General features: G+C 38.4%; 15 protein-coding genes. 2 read left to right on the top strand and 13 right to left on the bottom strand.

What is annotated here, in order from left to right; all coding sequences use genetic code 11:
* Positions 1 to 24 precede the first annotated feature (24 nt).
* The 12 genes from ruvX to argR form a co-directional block, all read right to left on the bottom strand.
* Entirely contained in the window at positions 25 to 444 is a 420-nt protein-coding gene (ruvX, locus tag SFC32_RS02155) for a Holliday junction resolvase RuvX (protein ID WP_020917593.1), read from the bottom strand.
* On the bottom strand, positions 441 to 710 hold the full coding sequence (locus SFC32_RS02150) for an IreB family regulatory phosphoprotein (RefSeq protein WP_003066890.1): 270 nt from the start codon (positions 708 to 710) through the stop codon (positions 441 to 443). Before SFC32_RS02150 ends, ruvX begins: the two co-directional genes overlap by 4 nt.
* Positions 711 to 957: 247 nt before the next feature.
* Positions 958 to 1356 carry a transcriptional regulator Spx gene (gene spx, locus SFC32_RS02145; protein WP_004233512.1) on the bottom strand — a complete coding sequence of 133 codons (399 nt, stop codon included), beginning with the start codon at positions 1354 to 1356 and terminating at the stop codon, positions 958 to 960.
* A gap of 197 nt (positions 1357 to 1553) precedes the next feature.
* The gene (gene recA / locus SFC32_RS02140) at positions 1554 to 2708 is read right to left on the bottom strand and encodes a recombinase RecA (protein WP_039696214.1); all 1155 of its coding nucleotides are present in this window, start codon (positions 2706 to 2708) and stop codon (positions 1554 to 1556) included.
* Between the two features lie 46 nt (positions 2709 to 2754).
* Positions 2755 to 4014, bottom strand: coding sequence for a competence/damage-inducible protein A (locus SFC32_RS02135; protein ID WP_258255159.1), 1260 nt, complete (start codon positions 4012 to 4014; stop codon positions 2755 to 2757).
* Positions 4015 to 4126: 112 nt separating this feature from the next.
* Entirely contained in the window at positions 4127 to 5329 is a 1203-nt protein-coding gene (locus SFC32_RS02130) for an MFS transporter (RefSeq protein WP_411049450.1), read from the bottom strand.
* Positions 5330 to 5451: 122 nt separating this feature from the next.
* Positions 5452 to 6009, bottom strand: coding sequence for a DNA-3-methyladenine glycosylase I (locus SFC32_RS02125; protein ID WP_411049451.1), 558 nt, complete (start codon positions 6007 to 6009; stop codon positions 5452 to 5454).
* A 29-nt stretch (positions 6010 to 6038) separates the two neighbouring features.
* Positions 6039 to 6632 carry a Holliday junction branch migration protein RuvA gene (ruvA, locus tag SFC32_RS02120; protein WP_411049452.1) on the bottom strand — a complete coding sequence of 198 codons (594 nt, stop codon included), beginning with the start codon at positions 6630 to 6632 and terminating at the stop codon, positions 6039 to 6041.
* Entirely contained in the window at positions 6633 to 8573 is a 1941-nt protein-coding gene (gene mutL, locus SFC32_RS02115) for a DNA mismatch repair endonuclease MutL (RefSeq protein WP_411049453.1), read from the bottom strand.
* A gap of 119 nt (positions 8574 to 8692) precedes the next feature.
* The gene (gene mutS / locus SFC32_RS02110; RefSeq protein WP_411049454.1) at positions 8693 to 11260 is read right to left on the bottom strand and encodes a DNA mismatch repair protein MutS; all 2568 of its coding nucleotides are present in this window, start codon (positions 11258 to 11260) and stop codon (positions 8693 to 8695) included.
* Positions 11247 to 11600: a YlbF family regulator gene (locus tag SFC32_RS02105; protein ID WP_039696136.1), complete on the bottom strand. Its 354-nt coding sequence runs from the start codon at positions 11598 to 11600 to the stop codon at positions 11247 to 11249. The genes mutS and SFC32_RS02105 overlap by 14 nt, the downstream gene beginning before the upstream one ends.
* Positions 11597 to 12034, bottom strand: coding sequence for an arginine repressor (gene argR / locus SFC32_RS02100; RefSeq protein ID WP_006531423.1), 438 nt, complete (start codon positions 12032 to 12034; stop codon positions 11597 to 11599). The genes SFC32_RS02105 and argR overlap by 4 nt, the downstream gene beginning before the upstream one ends.
* A gap of 189 nt (positions 12035 to 12223) precedes the next feature.
* Between argR and argS the strand changes: the two genes are divergently transcribed.
* Both argS and SFC32_RS02090 read left to right on the top strand, forming a co-directional pair.
* Entirely contained in the window at positions 12224 to 13915 is a 1692-nt protein-coding gene (argS, locus tag SFC32_RS02095) for an arginine--tRNA ligase (protein ID WP_214223202.1), read from the top strand.
* 114 nt (positions 13916 to 14029) lie between these two features.
* On the top strand, positions 14030 to 14323 hold the full coding sequence (locus tag SFC32_RS02090; RefSeq protein WP_411049455.1) for a bacteriocin immunity protein: 294 nt from the start codon (positions 14030 to 14032) through the stop codon (positions 14321 to 14323).
* Positions 14324 to 14351: 28 nt separating this feature from the next.
* Here the strand turns inward: SFC32_RS02090 and SFC32_RS02085 are convergent, their stop codons facing one another.
* The gene (locus SFC32_RS02085; RefSeq protein ID WP_411049456.1) at positions 14352 to 15770 is read right to left on the bottom strand and encodes a prolyl oligopeptidase family serine peptidase; all 1419 of its coding nucleotides are present in this window, start codon (positions 15768 to 15770) and stop codon (positions 14352 to 14354) included.
* Between the last annotated feature and the right edge of the window lie 25 nt (positions 15771 to 15795).

Below are 15795 nucleotides of genomic sequence, written 5' to 3'. Positions count from 1 at the left end.
CCTTTAAATGAATTAATGATTAGATTAAAACATTCTATCTAAATAATTTTGCAAAATAAGCTGTGCAGCTAATTTATCGATAACTTTTTTACGCTTACCACGACTAACGTCAGCCTGTTCTACTAACATACGTTCTGCTTGAACAGTCGTTAAACGTTCATCTTGATAATCCACAGGAATGTTGAAAAGTTCTTTAATTTGGTCACCGTAAGCCTTACTTGCTTCTACACGAGGTCCTTCAGTATTGTTCATATTCTTAGGTAAACCAACCACAAACTTATCAACTTTATACTGTTTAACTAACTCTCCAAGTCTTTCAAACCCAAACTCGCCAGCTTCTTCATCAATTTTGATAATTTCTACGCCTTGTGCTGTAAAACCAAGTGGGTCGCTAATCGCTACACCAACAGTCTTTGAGCCGACATCTAGTCCCATGATTCTCATTTCAAATCGATTCCATTTCCTTTGAGATAATAGCGGACAAGCTCTTCAACAATTTCGTCACGTTCGTATTTACGAATCTGATTTCTAGCATCATTGTAACGAGGCACATAAGCAGGGTCACCACTTAGGACATAACCTACAATCTGATTAATTGGGTTATAACCTTTTTCATCAAGAGAGCGATAAACCGTTGTTAAAGTTTCACTAATTTCTTTCTTGTTGCTATCGTCTAAATTAAAGCGTACAGTTTCATCTGTAAATCCCATACTTACACCTTCTTTCTAAATAGCTGTCACCAATTATTATAGCTTATTCACTAAGATTTCACAAGAATCTGACTTTATTTAACCAAAGTTTATTCAGATTCTTGATCATTTTCAGCAAAAGTGGTCAGAAAAGCTGACATAGAGAGGATGTAAACTTTTTCATTTTTACACTTTTTTAAGATTTATTTCATACTAATTAAGAGTTAAAAAAAGACACCAAAAGGCATCTTTTCTACTATATAATATATTACAAAGCTGCGCGAAGACGAGCTTCGGCATTTTCCACATTACGAATTGAGCGTGGCAAGAAAGCACGGATATCATCCTCTTTATAACCAACTTGAAGACGTTTATCGTCAATCAAAATTGGGCTTTTTAGGATACGTGGATTAGCTTGGATAAGGTCGATAACCTCACTTAAACTTAATTCCTCAATATCGCAGTCAAGTGCTTTTGCATAACGGTTTTTAGATGAAACAATACTTTCAATACCGTTTTCTGTTTTTGTTAATATCGCTAAGATTTCTTCTCGTGATAGTGGTTCTTTTCCTAAATTCTGTTCTTTATAAGGGAGCTGATGAGCGTTGAGCCATGTTTTGGCTTTCTTACAGCTTGTACAACTTGAAATTGTGTAAATTTTAATCATGTGCACTCTCACTTTCTATCCCATGATAGTTGTATTATAGCACACATACATAATGGAGCACATGGGACCTAAGACCTATTTTTTCGAAAAGTCAATTAAAAAGATTTATTTTTTTTGCAAAAATTAACGACTTTTGAGCCACAAATAACCAAAAAAGCCTGAAACGCATCGTTTCAAGCTTTAAAGTGCTTTCAAAATTATTCTTCAATTTCAATCGCATCATCCAAATCAAGAACAACTTCATCTACATTTTCAGTAGTTGCTGCTGATTCTTCAGAAAGTTTTGCTGCTTTTTCATCTTCAGTTTCTTCAACAAGTCCATAATGAACACGAACTTTGTGGTCGATTTCGTCAAAGATTTCTGGGTGATCTGCCAAATATTTCTTAGCATTTTCAGAACCTTGACCAATCTTCTCACCGTTGTAAGAGAACCAAGCACCAGCTTTTTTAATGATATCCAAATCACTAGCGATTTTAATCAATTCACCAGTGCGTGAAATTCCTTCACCATACATGATTTCCACTTCAGCAGTTTTAAATGGTGGAGCAACTTTGTTTTTAACAACTTTGATTTTAGTTTCTTTACCAATGTTGCTATCTTTTTGATCACCAGTACCTTTGATTTGTGTGTTTCCTCGCACATCTAGACGAACTGAAGAGTAGAATTTAAGGGCACGTCCACCAGGTGTAGTTTCTGGGTTACCAAACATAACACCAACTTTTTCACGCAATTGGTTAATAAAGATGGCAATTGTTTTTGTTTTATTGATAGAAGCTGATAGTTTACGCATAGCTTGACTCATCATACGAGCTTGCAAACCAACGTGGTTATCACCAATATCACCATCGATTTCGGCACGTGGAACAAGAGCTGCAACAGAGTCGACAACAACAAGATCAACCGCACCTGAATCAATCAATTTTCCAGCGATTTCAAGACCTTGTTCTCCTGAATCAGGTTGTGACAAAAGAAGTTCATCAATATTAACACCAAGGGCTGCTGCATAAGCTGGGTCAAGGGCATGTTCAGCATCGATAAAGGCTGCGATACCGCCTTCTTTTTGAGCTTGTGCTACAGCATGAAGGGCAACAGTTGTTTTACCTGAACTTTCAGGACCATAGATTTCAATGATACGTCCTTTAGGATAACCACCTGCACCAAGAGCGATATCAAGAGCCAAGCTACCTGAACTCATCACTTGAACTTTTTGTTCAGCGCGTTCACCAAGGCGCATAACAGCTCCCTTACCAAAATCTTTTTCAATTAATTTCAAAGCATCATCAAGTGCTTTTTTACGCTCATCACCGAATTTCTTCGTGATAGCTTCTGTTTTCTTTGTCTTTTTAGCCAAATTTTTCCCTTTCTGTTTGTTCAAACTAGCTCTATTATAGCAGAATTTAATCTTGTAATAAAGCTTGACGTACTAAGTTAAATGCATACAAACATGCAATATGACGCACATCTGAACGGCTTCGTCCACCTATGAGAACACGAATAGAATGAACTTTTTCTCTAGTAGCAATACCAATGAAAACTGTTCCCGCTGGGTGACCTTCTAAGCTATCTGGTCCTGCAACTCCTGTCAATCCAATCCCAAAATCAGCATCTGTTAACTTGCGAGATTGCTCAGCCATTTTCTCAGCTGTAAAGTGACTAACAACCCCGTGTTCTTGCAACTCTTCTAATGGAATCTGAAGCATTTTTGATTTTTCTTCAATGCTATAAGTCACAAAACCACCATTAAAGACTGATGAAGAGCCTGAGAAGTCTGCAATACTTGATTGAAATAGCCCTGCTGTTAAACTTTCTGCAGCTGTGATAGTCTTGTGTTTTTTCTTAAGCAAATCAAAAACAACACGCGCCATACTATTGTCATCACCGTAACCATAAAGCAAATTCTCAAGCGGAATGCTATTTAAAGTCTTCTTAGAAAGAATTTTTTGCTCTAGCTGGTCTAGTTTTGCCTTAGCTGATTCAATGTCGTCTGCTTTCGTTGACAAACGCAGCGTTACTTCACCTGTCTTAGCATATGGTGCAATGGTTGGATCGGTTTGGTTGTCAATCAAATCTGATAAAACAGTTACCAGTTGGCTTTCTCCAATGCCAAAGAAACGCAAAACACGTGAATAAAGTTGCTTATGGTCGCTAGATAACAAAGGTACTAAATAATCCCAGACCATTGGCTTAAGCTCACTTGGTGGGCCAGGAAGAACAACATAAGTGACGCCGTCAACTTCAATCACTCCACCTACAGCCAAACCAGTGCTATTTTGCAAAGGAGTTGAACCTTCAATCAGTTGAGCTTGGCGTTCATTGTTAGCTGTTCTTGTAAATTGAGGACGTGTCGCAAAGAACTCATCTAGACGTTTACTTGCCTGTTCGTCAAAGACCAGGTTACGCCCTAAATATTTTGCTAAGGTTTGCTTTGTCAAATCATCCTCAGTTGGTCCTAAACCACCACAGAGAACAACTAAATCGCTACGCTTACTTGCCAAATCAATGATAGACAAAAGACGTTCTTCATTGTCCCCAACTGCCGTTTGGAAAAAGACATCAATCCCTAACTTAGCAAATTCCTCTGATAGAAATTGTGCATTCGTATTTGTGATTTGTCCTGTTAAAATCTCTGTTCCTACAGCGATAATCTCAGCTTTCATAATTGCCACCTACTTATCTATTCGTAATTTAGTTTTATTCTATCAAAAATTGCTGAAAATTAACGTTTTTTGCAATAAGCTTCACGTAAACAAGTGTAAAATTATTGTAAATTTACTTTACATCACTGTCAACGACAGTTTTTTTCATAATTATCACAGACAAGACTGCAAGCAAAACCAAAGATAGCATAAAGTTGATTGCCATGACTGCTGAAACAGACATTTGCTTCACCATAAAACTTAATATGCATAGTAGTAAAACACTTCCTATACGACTTACTGTTGACTTAAATGAAATCAAAGAAGAAATATTCTCAACAGAAACCATTTTGTTAAATTGATAATTTAAAATAAATTCAATCACATAAAAGACAAAAACAAATATGAAATAAGCTGTCAAGAAAATCTCAATCTTCCCTAAAAAGAATGTCAACGGTAGAAAAACAATCAACGGACTGAACTTAAGCACACCAGCATACTTTTTAACACCATCAATGTTGATAGAATATGAAAAAAGCGTGATGACTTGAAAAGTAATATAAAAGAACGGAAAATACTGACTATCAATCCCCTTGCTTAAGAAAAATGATTGCCAAAGCTGAAAATGTGTCTGAAAGAAAATCTGAGTTAGAAAATCAAAAATCAGAATTAAACTCAAACGTGGCTGCTTGCGAAGTTCTTTAAAACTATCAGTAATTTGCTTTTTCAAAACCATTACATGACTATCTTGTAGTGAGTCTGACTTTGTTGTTTCCTTAAAAAAGAAAAAACTGATAAGGGTTGAAGCCACAAGAAAAACTGTTCCTAAGACATAAATGTTAATCCCGATAAAGTGATAAAGAATCCCACCTAGACTACTTCCTAGTAAGAGTCCAACGATTTCTAGACGATTACTTAAGGCCAGAAATTTTCGAAGTTCTGCTTCACGGTGTGCTAATTTAAGCTGATTAATAATGTAAGCATCAAGCGTTCCACTATCTAAAGCTGTGGCAATCCCGTAACAAAACCAAGCCGCAAAAATCAAGTAAAACTGATTGCTAAATAGTACAACCAAAAACATGATGATTAAAAATAGCTTTGACAGGCTGTAAAGATTTTTTCTGGAATAATTATCTGCTAATAGTCCACTTGGAAATTCAAATAAGACGATAGCAATACTATAAGCTGACTGAATGATTAGAATTTGTGATAAGCTTAAACCTTTGGCTAATAAAATTACTGTCAAAATAGAATGCGGCAGCGAATAAGCCACACTAACCAGAAAATTTGATAGTAAAAAAACTAATGTATTCCTTTTTATGCTTAAACTTTCCATATCTCCCACTAATCCTTCACAGAATTTTCTTTACAGAATACCTTATTTCACTAATACTGTCAAGATGTTTTACAGATAATTGACAAGAGTGTCAAAAAAAGCCACCTGACACTATCAGATGACTAAATTGATTTAAAATCACAATCTACTTCATGGTCATTTACCAAACCTGCTGCCTGAAGAAAAGAATAAACACAAACAGGACCTACAAATTTAAAGCCACGTTTTTTTAAATCCTTAGAAAGATTTTCAGATAAAGGCGTGCTGACAGGAAAGGTCGCATAATTCTCAACATCATTTACAATTGGCGTGTTATCAACCCAGCTCCAAAGATACTTGTCAAAAGAGCCAAATGCCTCTTGGACCTTCATAAAAGCTTGTGCGTTACTTCTAGTCGCATAAATCTTACGACGATTTCGAACGATTGCTGGATTTTGAAGAAGAACCTCAAGTTCATCATCAGACATCTGCGCTACCTTTGCCACATCATAATCGTAGAAGGCTTGGTTAAATGCTGCGCGTTTATTAAGAATGGTCTCCCACGAAAGACCAGCTTGATAAGTTTCAAGGCACAAAAGTTCAAACAATGCTTGATCATCATGCAATGGTTTTCCCCACTCCGTATCGTGGTAAGCAACATATAAAGGATTACTTTCCTTTACCCAACTACAACGTTTCATGTGAAACATCTCCTAAAATTCCTTGATTCTTAGCCTTTCATCAGCATTTTAAGGCTTGATTTGATGTATTGTTCTGCTGTTTCATTTGTGCCTTCAAAGAACTTACGAATTTTCTTAAGCTCTGCTGCTTTGTAGCCAAGTGCCAAAAGAGCTTCCATGGCTTCTTCAAGCTGCTCGTTTGCTGCCGCTTTGTTCTGAGAAACTTTGCCATTTTCCACAGAAACATCGACAAATTTTCCTGCCAAATCCAAAACCATTTGTTGGGCAGTTTTTTTCCCGATTTTCGGAAATTTCATCAAGTATTTGATGTCGCTTGTATCGATGGCATTGACCAAACCTTCATTATCATCCACTGCGATAATAGCTAGCGCAGTTGTAGGACCAATCCCAGAAACTGAAATCAGATTAAGAAAAACAGCCTTTTCGTCTTCAGTATGAAAGCCAAACAAAAGTTGAGCATCGTCACGAATTACTTGATGAAGGTAGACTTGGATATCTTGATTCATCAAATCTGAAAAGCTGTAAGGATTAGCAACATTGACAATATAGCCTAATCCCCCTGCTTCAATGACAATGTATTTCGCAGTAATTTTAGTTAATTTTCCTTTGATATAATCGTACATTTAGTATTTTCCTAACTCTCTTAAACTTGTGTGATTTTCTTGAATACGACGGAACATTTTTTCCATGTCTGACTTGGTAAAATTAACAAGTACTGGACGTCCGTGTGGGCAGTTATAAGGGTTCTTACATTGAGATAATTGAACAATGAGTTGTCGGGCTGAATAGTCATCAAGGGTATGGTTAGCCTTGATTGATCGTTTACATGACATCATAATCGCTAACTCAGCACGGTATTTCTTGACAGAAACTTCATTGGTCAACAGCAACATGTCGCACATTTCATAAACAGCTGTCTCAATCTCCTCTTCCTTCATCCAAATAGGATGCTCGCGAAGGATAAAAGTGTTATTGCCGTATGGTTCTAAATTAATGCCAACTTGATTTAGAAGCTCCATTTTTTCTTGAATTTTGATGAAATCTGCCCCAGAAAACTCAAATAGATATGGCATTAGCAACTGTTGTAATGAATCATCAACTTCGCCAATTTTGTCACGATAATACTCATACTTGACACGTTCCTGAGCCGCATGCTGGTCAATGATATAAAGCCCACCATTACCTTGCGCAAAAAGATAAGTGCCGTGCATTTGCCCAAAGTACTCTAACTCAGGGAAAGTAGAAACTTCCTCCTTATCAAGACTTTCAATCATGCGATTGATTTTCGTTTTATTTTTAAAATCAAGATCATCATGCTCATCATACGCTTGACCTACCGCTGAACGCTGTGCATACCTAACTGAAGATTGCTTGTCAACTTTCTTGACAGCTTTGTCAACCTCATTAAATAACTGCGCTGGCTCTTCTTCAACCGTATCTGATTTCACAAAGAAATCATGACGTTCTTTATCATAGTAAAGATCAGTTTGTTTCAACGGCAAGCTCGTTTGCTGAGGTTTTGAAAAACCACGAGTACTTGACTTAGCTAGATTTTCCAGTGCATCTGGTATCAAATCTTGCTCACGCAAACTCTCTGCAATTGCAGAGCTGATTAAGCTCATCAACTCTTTTTCTTTTGAGATACGGACTTCTTGTTTCGTCGGGTGAACATTGACATCGGCAAGATAAGGGTCGATTTGAATGTCAATGACCGCAATTGGGAAACGACCAACCATCAATTTTGATCCATAACCATCCAAAATCGCACGATTGAGCAAGAAGTTTTTGATGTAGCGACCATTGATTAAAATGGTGATGTAATTGCGATTTGCACGCGTCAATTCTGGTAAGCTAATATAACCTGAGACTTCAAAATCAAGGTCAGCATTTGAGATTTCAATCATTTTCTTAGCTGTATTTAAACCATAAATACCAGCGATGGCTTGACGCAAATCACCTGTCCCAGAAGTCGTTGTCATTTGACGACCATCATTAATCAAAGTAAAGGCAATTTCTGGGTGAGCTAGGCTCAAGCGATTAACCACATCAACGATATGAGCCAACTCTGATTGCAAGCTCTTCATATATTTGAGACGAGCAGGTGTATTGTAAAAAAGATTTTCAACAGTAATTTTTGTCCCGACAGGTGTTGAAATTGGTTCTTGTCGCTCAATATCGCCCCCCTTTGCCACTAAAAGCGTTCCATAGTGTTCATCAGCTGTCGCTGTTTTCACTGTAAAGTGGCTAATTGAGGCAATGGAAGGAATGGCCTCACCGCGGAATCCCAAAGTTCTGATACGAAAAAGGTCAGCTTGGCTTTTAATCTTACTTGTAGCATGGCGATGCAAACTTAAAGCCACATCCTCTTGAGAAATTCCCTCACCATTATCAGTGACTTGAATCTTCTTAAGACCTGATTCTTCAATCTCGATGGTAATCTGACTACTTCCAGCATCAATCGAATTTTCAACCAATTCTTTAACCACACTGGCCGGTCGTTCAATCACTTCACCTGCAGCAATCTGGTTGGCCAAAACCTCTGGCAACTCAATAATTTTACTCATAATTTATCTGATAGAATGCAGTTTTGAAGCAGCATTCCTTTTCCTTTCATTCAGGATTGTTTACCTTTAATTATAACACAAAGTAAAAAGGCAATCTGCTTTTAGATTGCCTCTTACTTTTATAACATGTTTTTCAACTCATAAATGACATTCATAGCTTGCATTGGTGTTAGATTCATCAAGTCCACTTTTTTAAGAGCTTCAATCACTTCTTGGTTACTTGAGTCATCTGCAAATAAGCTAAGCTGCTCTGCAACAGGTTCTTCCGCTTCTGTCTTCACTTGAGTTTTCTCTTCAGTTTCTGCTGTCAAATGAAGCTGCGCAGCACCTGATTCGAGATTGGTTAAAATACTATCTGCTCGTTGCAACAAATCTTCTGGCAAACCTGCAATTTTCGCCACATGAATACCATAAGATTTGTCAGCTGGTCCTTCTGCGATTTTATGAAGGAAAGTCACATCACCATTACGTTCTAGAGTTGCAACATGGACGTTTACAAGATGTGTCAATGTAGTTGACAGAGATGTCAACTCATGATAGTGAGTCGCAAACATGGTCTTAGCACCAATGTGATCGTGGATATACTCAATGATAGATTGTGCTAAAGCCATTCCATCGTAAGTCGCTGTCCCGCGTCCCAATTCATCAAAGAGAATCAAAGATTTTTCACTGGCACGTTTGATGGCTTGGTTGGCTTCCATCATTTCCACCATAAAGGTTGATTGACCTGAAATCAAATCATCCGCCGCACCAATACGTGTGAAAATCGCATCAAAAACGGGAAGACTGACACTCTCAGCAGCAACGTATGACCCCATCTGCGCCATGATAACCGTCAAAGCTAACTGACGCATATAAGTTGACTTACCACTCATATTTGGACCAGTAATCAGCTGAATATTGGTATTTCTGCCAAATGTGATGGTATTTGGGATATATTCTTGCGTACCCATGACTTTTTCAACAACCGCATGGCGACCTTTTTCAATCTTAATTTCATGGCTATCATTAAAGCTTGGACGAACATAATGGTTGTTTTCCGCAACCACTGCCAAACTTTGCAGAACATCGACTGTAGAAATAGCTTTTGCCAAATCTTGCAGACGTGAAATATAACGTTCCACCTGTGCGCGAACGCGCATGAAAATATCGTATTCCAGACTCGCTGATTGCTCACGCGCCTCTAGCATTTCACCTTCAATTTTAGCCAATTCAGCCGTACCAAAACGCTCTGAATTCTTCAAAGTTGCTTTACGGAAGAAGTAATCTGGCACCAAAGAAAGGTTAGAATTTGTTACATGGAAATAGTAACCATCTTTTTTATTGTAATCAATTTTCAGATTTGTAATGCCACTTGCCGCACGTTCTTTGGCTTCAATCTCAGCAATCCAGCTTGTCCCTTCGCGCATGACTTTACGGTATTTGTCCAAAGTCTCATCAAAACCAGTTTTAATAATACTTCCTTCTGTAATCACTGCCTGAGCATCTGGGTCAATAGCAGAGCTAATCAATGACTCTAGCTCTGGTAAAGTGTCAATGCTGTTGACAAGCTTGTCAAGGTAAGGACTATCAAAAGATTCCAAGATAGCTTTAATAGTTGGCACTTGTCCCAAAGTGTGACCAAGTTGAAGCAAATCTTTTGGATTGGCTTTTCCAAATGACACACGACTAGCTAAACGCTCAATATCATAAACGCCTTTTAGACTGTCCGTCAAATCACTACGTTCAAAGAAGTTGTCTAAGAAAACTTGGACAATATTTTGGCGTTCTTCAATTTGTTCTTGGTTAACCAATGGACGATCAATCCAGTTACGCAACAAACGCATCCCCATAGCCGTCTTAGTTTCATCAAGCAACCAGTAAAGACTACCGTGCTTCTTGCTTGTGCGGGCATTTTCTAGCAAATCAAGACTTGATTTTGTCGTATAAGACATTTGAAGATAGTCTTTGATTTCATAGTGAACCAGCTTTTGCAGGTGACTGAGTTCACGTTTTTGTGTCGTATGAACGTATTGAAGAAGTTTTTCAGCAGCAGAAATCTCTAACGCTGTTAAATTCGGGTCAATCAAATGCACATCTTCATAGCGCTCTTGCTCAAACGATAATAAGAGATTGAGTTGTTTAACCAAGCTGTGTTGCTCATCTTCAGAAAGGTCATAACCAACCACGATTTCACGAGCCTTGAGGTTTAAAATCTCACTTTTTAGACTAGTAAAGTCTGAGAGGCTTGTAGCATAAAATTCACCTGTTGACACATCCATGTATGCCAAACCAAAAGTTTTACCATCTGAATCGATGGCTACCAAGAAATTATTAGCATTATCTGGCTTAGAAGAATCAACCGCTGTCCCTGGTGTAATCACCTGAACGACTTCACGCTTAACCACACCAACTGCCTGCTTCGGATCTTCCATCTGCTCAGCAATGGCTACCTTATACCCCATCTCAACTAAGACATCAATGTATTGTTGGGCTGAATGATAAGGAACACCAGCCATCGGAATAGGATTGTCAGCATTTTTATTACGACTAGTTAAACTAATCTCTAAAATCTGTGCCGCCTTAACAGCATCCTCATAAAATAGTTCGTAAAAGTCTCCCATGCGGAAAAGTAAAAAAGCATCTGGATAGTCTTTTTTGACATCCAAATACTGTTGCATGCCTGGAGAAATTTTATCTTTTGCCATTACTTAACTCCTCGTTAATTTTCGTTTCCAAGCTATTTGTAATATATTGAACTAGGTCACTGGCATCCTGCATTTTTGCACGATAATCTTTGACAATTGGAAGGTCTGATAGTTCTTCTTGCAACTGGTCAGCTTGCTCACCAGCTTTTTTCTCAGCGTGCGCTTTATCAATCTTGTGAAAAAGCACAGCCTCCTGCTGATAAGCCTTCATATCTTTGACCAATTCTTCTAGTTCTGGAAAGTCCTTTATTTTTTCTTCAGCCTTTTGAAATTCGATGACGCTATCATGCTTTTTTATGACTTCTAGCAATCGTTCTACGGCTTCTTCATAGTTGCTCATAAGCCTGTTGATAAGTCACTTTCAAAAGCTTTTGCTGTTTCTTCATCTTTACAAATGACCAACAAAGTATCAGCGCCAGCCACAGTTCCTAAAATTTCAGCGATATCGCTGCTGTCAATCAAGTTGGCTAAAACATCTGCTTCACCAAGATTAGTATGTAACACCAACATGAAACCTGCACGAGCTACCTTTAGAATATATGAACGGATATTCGCTCCAAAAGTTGTCTCTGAAGTCTCTGATAGGCTGTAGTAGAGTTTTCCTGAAGCATCGCGCAATTTCAACAGTCCAATTTCACGAAGGTCACGTGACAAGGTCGCTTGAGTGACGTTAATGCCTTCTTCCTGCAAATGTCGCTTGATTTCCTCTTGTGTGCCGATATGGCCTGATTGAATCAAACGTTTGATTCGATTTTGACGTTCTATTTTATTCATTTAACTTTCCCTTTGTGTATATTTATCCTTAAAATTATACCAAAAAAATGGAATTTTTTCACCTTTCCTTGGGCTATCTTCCTTATAAAGTCTTAATTTTTACTCCTTCAAACGTTTTCTTGTCACTTGCCTCGTTTATTTCTTATTTTTATGTTAAAATAATATGACTAACTAATTTAGGAGAAAATCATGGATACTAAACGTACAATTGCAGAACGCATTCACACTATTGTTCCAGAATTAGACCAAGAACAAATTGTTAATCTGCTTGAAGTGCCAAAAAATTCTGATATGGGGGACCTTGCTTTTCCAGCATTCTCATTAGCTCGAATCCTCCGTAAAGCACCACAAATGATTGCAGCAGATATTGCTGAAAAAATGGACACAGCTGGTTTTGAAAAAATCGAAGCTGTTGGACCATACATCAACTTCTTCCTTGACAAAAAAAGCATCTCTGCTGATGTCCTAGGGCAAGTTATCGCAAACGGAAGCGACTACGCTAGCCAGGATGAAGGACACGGCCGCAATGTTGCTATCGATATGTCTAGTCCAAACATCGCTAAACCATTCTCAATTGGACACCTTCGTTCAACTGTTATCGGTGATAGCTTGGCTAACATTTTTGAAAAACTCGGTTATAAAGCTGTTAAAATCAATCACCTTGGTGACTGGGGTAAACAGTTCGGTATGTTGATTGTTGCCTACAAAAAATGGGGTGACGAAGAAGCTGTTAAAGCTCATCCAATCGACGAACTCTTGAAACTTTACGTTCGTATCAACGCTGAAGCTGAAACTAAACCAGAACTTGATGAAGAAGCTCGCGAATGGTTCCGTAAATTGGAAGCAGGCGACGAAGAAGCTATCTCACTATGGCAATGGTTCCGTGACGAAAGTCTTGTAGAATTCAACCGCCTTTACAATGAACTTGGTGTTTCATTTGATAGCTTTAACGGTGAAGCTTTCTACAACGATAAAATGGATGAAGTTGTCGATATCTTGACTGAAAAAGGTCTTCTTGAAGAATCTCAAGGTGCTCAAGTTGTTAACCTTGAAAAATACGGTATCGAACACCCAGCATTGATTAAAAAATCTGATGGTGCAACACTTTACATCACACGTGACTTGGCTGCCGCTCTTTACCGCAAACGTACTTATGACTTTGCCAAAGCTATCTACGTTGTTGGTAACGAACAATCAGCTCACTTCAAACAATTGAAAGCCGTTCTTAACGAAATGGATTTCGAATGGAACGAAGATATTACTCACGTACCATTTGGACTTGTTACTAAAGAAGGTAAAAAATTATCAACTCGTAAAGGTAACGTTATCCTTCTTGAACCAACAATTGCTGAAGCTGTTAAACGAGCTGAAGATCAAATCAACGCTAAAAACCCTAACCTTGCTGATAAAGAAGCTGTTGCTCATGCTGTCGGTGTCGGCGCTATCAAATTCTACGATTTGAAAACAGACCGCTTGAACGGTTACGACTTCGACCTTGACGCTATGGTATCATTTGAAGGTGAAACTGGACCTTACGTGCAATACGCTCACGCTCGTATCCAATCAATCCTTCGTAAAGCTGAGTTTACACCATCTGTAAACGACGTTTACAGCCTTGATGATGCTGAAAGCTGGGAAATTGTGAAACTTATCCAAGACTTCCCACGCATTATCAAACGTGCAGCTGACAACTTTGAACCATCAATCATTGCAAAATTCGCTATCAGCCTTGCACAAAGCTTCAACAAATACTACGCACACACACGTATCCTTGACGAAAGCCCAGAACGTGACAGCCGTCTAGCCCTCAGCTACGCAACTGCTACAGTTCTTAAAGAAGCACTTCGTCTTCTTGGCGTTGAAGCACCAAACGAAATGTAATCATTTCTGACAATATATAAAAAAGAGAGTTGGAATCTGTCCACTCTCTTTTTTCTTGACCTTTTTGAGCTAAAATAATAAACTATTGCCATAATCATAAAGGAGATTTTTATTATGACAAGGGAAAATCATCTCATGGAATTGCTCAGTAAAGCTTATGCTAGCTTACCTGATAACGAACCTCTAAAAGCAGACATCTTTGCACTTGCTAAAGATTTGGAAAAAAACGAACACGATCAACTAGCACGTACCAAACTGGCTCATGCCATTTCTATGTATTTGCTAACGCATAAACTCAAGACATCACCTGAAATTACAGCACTTTACAAAGAAATTGCTGACAGCCCTGAAAAATATAAAGGGCATGCCGCTACTGCTATTATGCTAGGCAGCCTCTTTCATCCATAGTCAAAAAGACCGTTTTAACGGTCTTTTTTTATGCTTTCTTCTGGTCATTTAACCAATCAAAGATATTGTGATAGGTTTTCCCTGAGACTTTAGCTGTGCTTGTGCCGCCTTTTCCTTTATTACTTGGAGAAAAGCCTGATAAGTCTTTCGCACTTTTGATAGCAGAGACATCCTGCACCCCTAACACTTGGTCCTTAAAGAAATAAATCCAAGATAAATGCCCAAGGTAAGAGACACCTTTCATGTCTGTTCCCTCGACACTTTCAAAGTAAGAAAACCACTTGTTCTCAGCTCCGCTATCAAGCAAAGCCTTATAAATAGGCAATGAATAATCCTTTGGATTGACAATGCTGTCGTTGGCTGCGTGGACAAACCACATCGGTGTCTCTTTTAGCGCTAGCATTTTTTCCTCATCAAAATAAAAGTCATCTTTACGAATAAGGCTATTAGAAAAAGGCGAAATGGCGTATGAACCGTCAGCATTTCTCTCATATTGATAATAAGAATAGGCTGCCGCTTGAGGAACTAGAGCCGCAAAATAACCAGGATTTGAAATAGCAAGATTAATCGTCATGTAGCCACCATTTGAACAACCTGCTAGGTAAATGCGATTGGTATCCACAGCAGGCGTACTCGCAACATAATTTTTGATGATATCCATCAGAATCTCTGTATAACGCGAATCGCCAGCGCCAGCACCATTGGTCCCATCACCTTCATCCATCCAATAAGTTGGAGTCTGAATAGCTAAAACATAAGCACCTGTTTGCTTACCAGCTGTAAAATGGGATTGAATAGCGGGCTTAGCTAGAGCTACCACCTCATTTCCAAGAAGGGTAATGTCCGTGTCTACCCCACCTTCACCTTGACCATGTAGCCAGATTAACAAAGGAAAACTTTCTCCGGATTTTAAGTGCTTAGGCTCGTAAGCCACATAATGAAGGGAGAGTTTTTCTGTTTGCTTCGTTAATGGATTGAGATAAGTCCCAGAATAAAAGCCACGCTTATTAAAGACATCAGTATCAGGTGATAGACGGTTATGAATAATATCATAGCTTCCAGATAGTTCAGCCACTTCACCGTCACAAATTACCTCTAATCCATTTATAGTAACTGGATAATCTTCCACCCAAGTGTTATGCAAGGTTTCTAGATTGTAATAAAATGGACAAGCTATAGCTGCATTTTTCTGACTATCAAAAGTCACTGGCATTTTGATAACTAGATACTCACTGGCACTGCTGACTTCTTGTCCCTTGTCATCTGATAAGTACACTCTACTAATCTGACGTTCTTTACCTGCAGTCCTGACTAGGAGCTTATCAGCAATAACTCCTGACACTTTATGCGTCAACTGTACCAAAAGTTTTGGAACACCTGGTCCACATTCATAACCTTTAATAATCATAGAAACTTTGACAAGTGTGACATTAATTCTTTTAGCCATCTCAAATCACTCCTATACATTGTAA

This window comes from Streptococcus sp. TATVAM-FAB8 (assembly GCF_046592795.1).
GTDB classification, from domain to species: domain Bacteria; phylum Bacillota; class Bacilli; order Lactobacillales; family Streptococcaceae; genus Streptococcus; species Streptococcus ruminicola.
Note: the sequence above shows the minus strand (reverse complement) of the source record. Positions and strands in the feature narration are given on the sequence as shown.

Coding starts and splice junctions, on each gene's coding strand:
- ruvX (WP_020917593.1), bottom strand. CDS start 444: ATGAGAATCATGGGACTAGATGTCGGCTCAAAGACTGTTGGTGTAGCG.
- SFC32_RS02150 (WP_003066890.1), bottom strand. CDS start 710: ATGGGATTTACAGATGAAACTGTACGCTTTAATTTAGACGATAGCAAC.
- spx (WP_004233512.1), bottom strand. CDS start 1,356: ATGATTAAAATTTACACAATTTCAAGTTGTACAAGCTGTAAGAAAGCC.
- SFC32_RS02135 (WP_258255159.1), bottom strand. CDS start 4,014: ATGAAAGCTGAGATTATCGCTGTAGGAACAGAGATTTTAACAGGACAA.
- SFC32_RS02130 (WP_411049450.1), bottom strand. CDS start 5,329: ATGGAAAGTTTAAGCATAAAAAGGAATACATTAGTTTTTTTACTATCA.
- SFC32_RS02125 (WP_411049451.1), bottom strand. CDS start 6,009: ATGAAACGTTGTAGTTGGGTAAAGGAAAGTAATCCTTTATATGTTGCT.
- ruvA (WP_411049452.1), bottom strand. CDS start 6,632: ATGTACGATTATATCAAAGGAAAATTAACTAAAATTACTGCGAAATAC.
- mutL (WP_411049453.1), bottom strand. CDS start 8,573: ATGAGTAAAATTATTGAGTTGCCAGAGGTTTTGGCCAACCAGATTGCT.
- mutS (WP_411049454.1), bottom strand. CDS start 11,260: ATGGCAAAAGATAAAATTTCTCCAGGCATGCAACAGTATTTGGATGTC.
- SFC32_RS02105 (WP_039696136.1), bottom strand. CDS start 11,600: ATGAGCAACTATGAAGAAGCCGTAGAACGATTGCTAGAAGTCATAAAA.
- argR (WP_006531423.1), bottom strand. CDS start 12,034: ATGAATAAAATAGAACGTCAAAATCGAATCAAACGTTTGATTCAATCA.
- argS (WP_214223202.1), top strand. CDS start 12,224: ATGGATACTAAACGTACAATTGCAGAACGCATTCACACTATTGTTCCA.
- SFC32_RS02090 (WP_411049455.1), top strand. CDS start 14,030: ATGACAAGGGAAAATCATCTCATGGAATTGCTCAGTAAAGCTTATGCT.
- SFC32_RS02085 (WP_411049456.1), bottom strand. CDS start 15,770: ATGGCTAAAAGAATTAATGTCACACTTGTCAAAGTTTCTATGATTATT.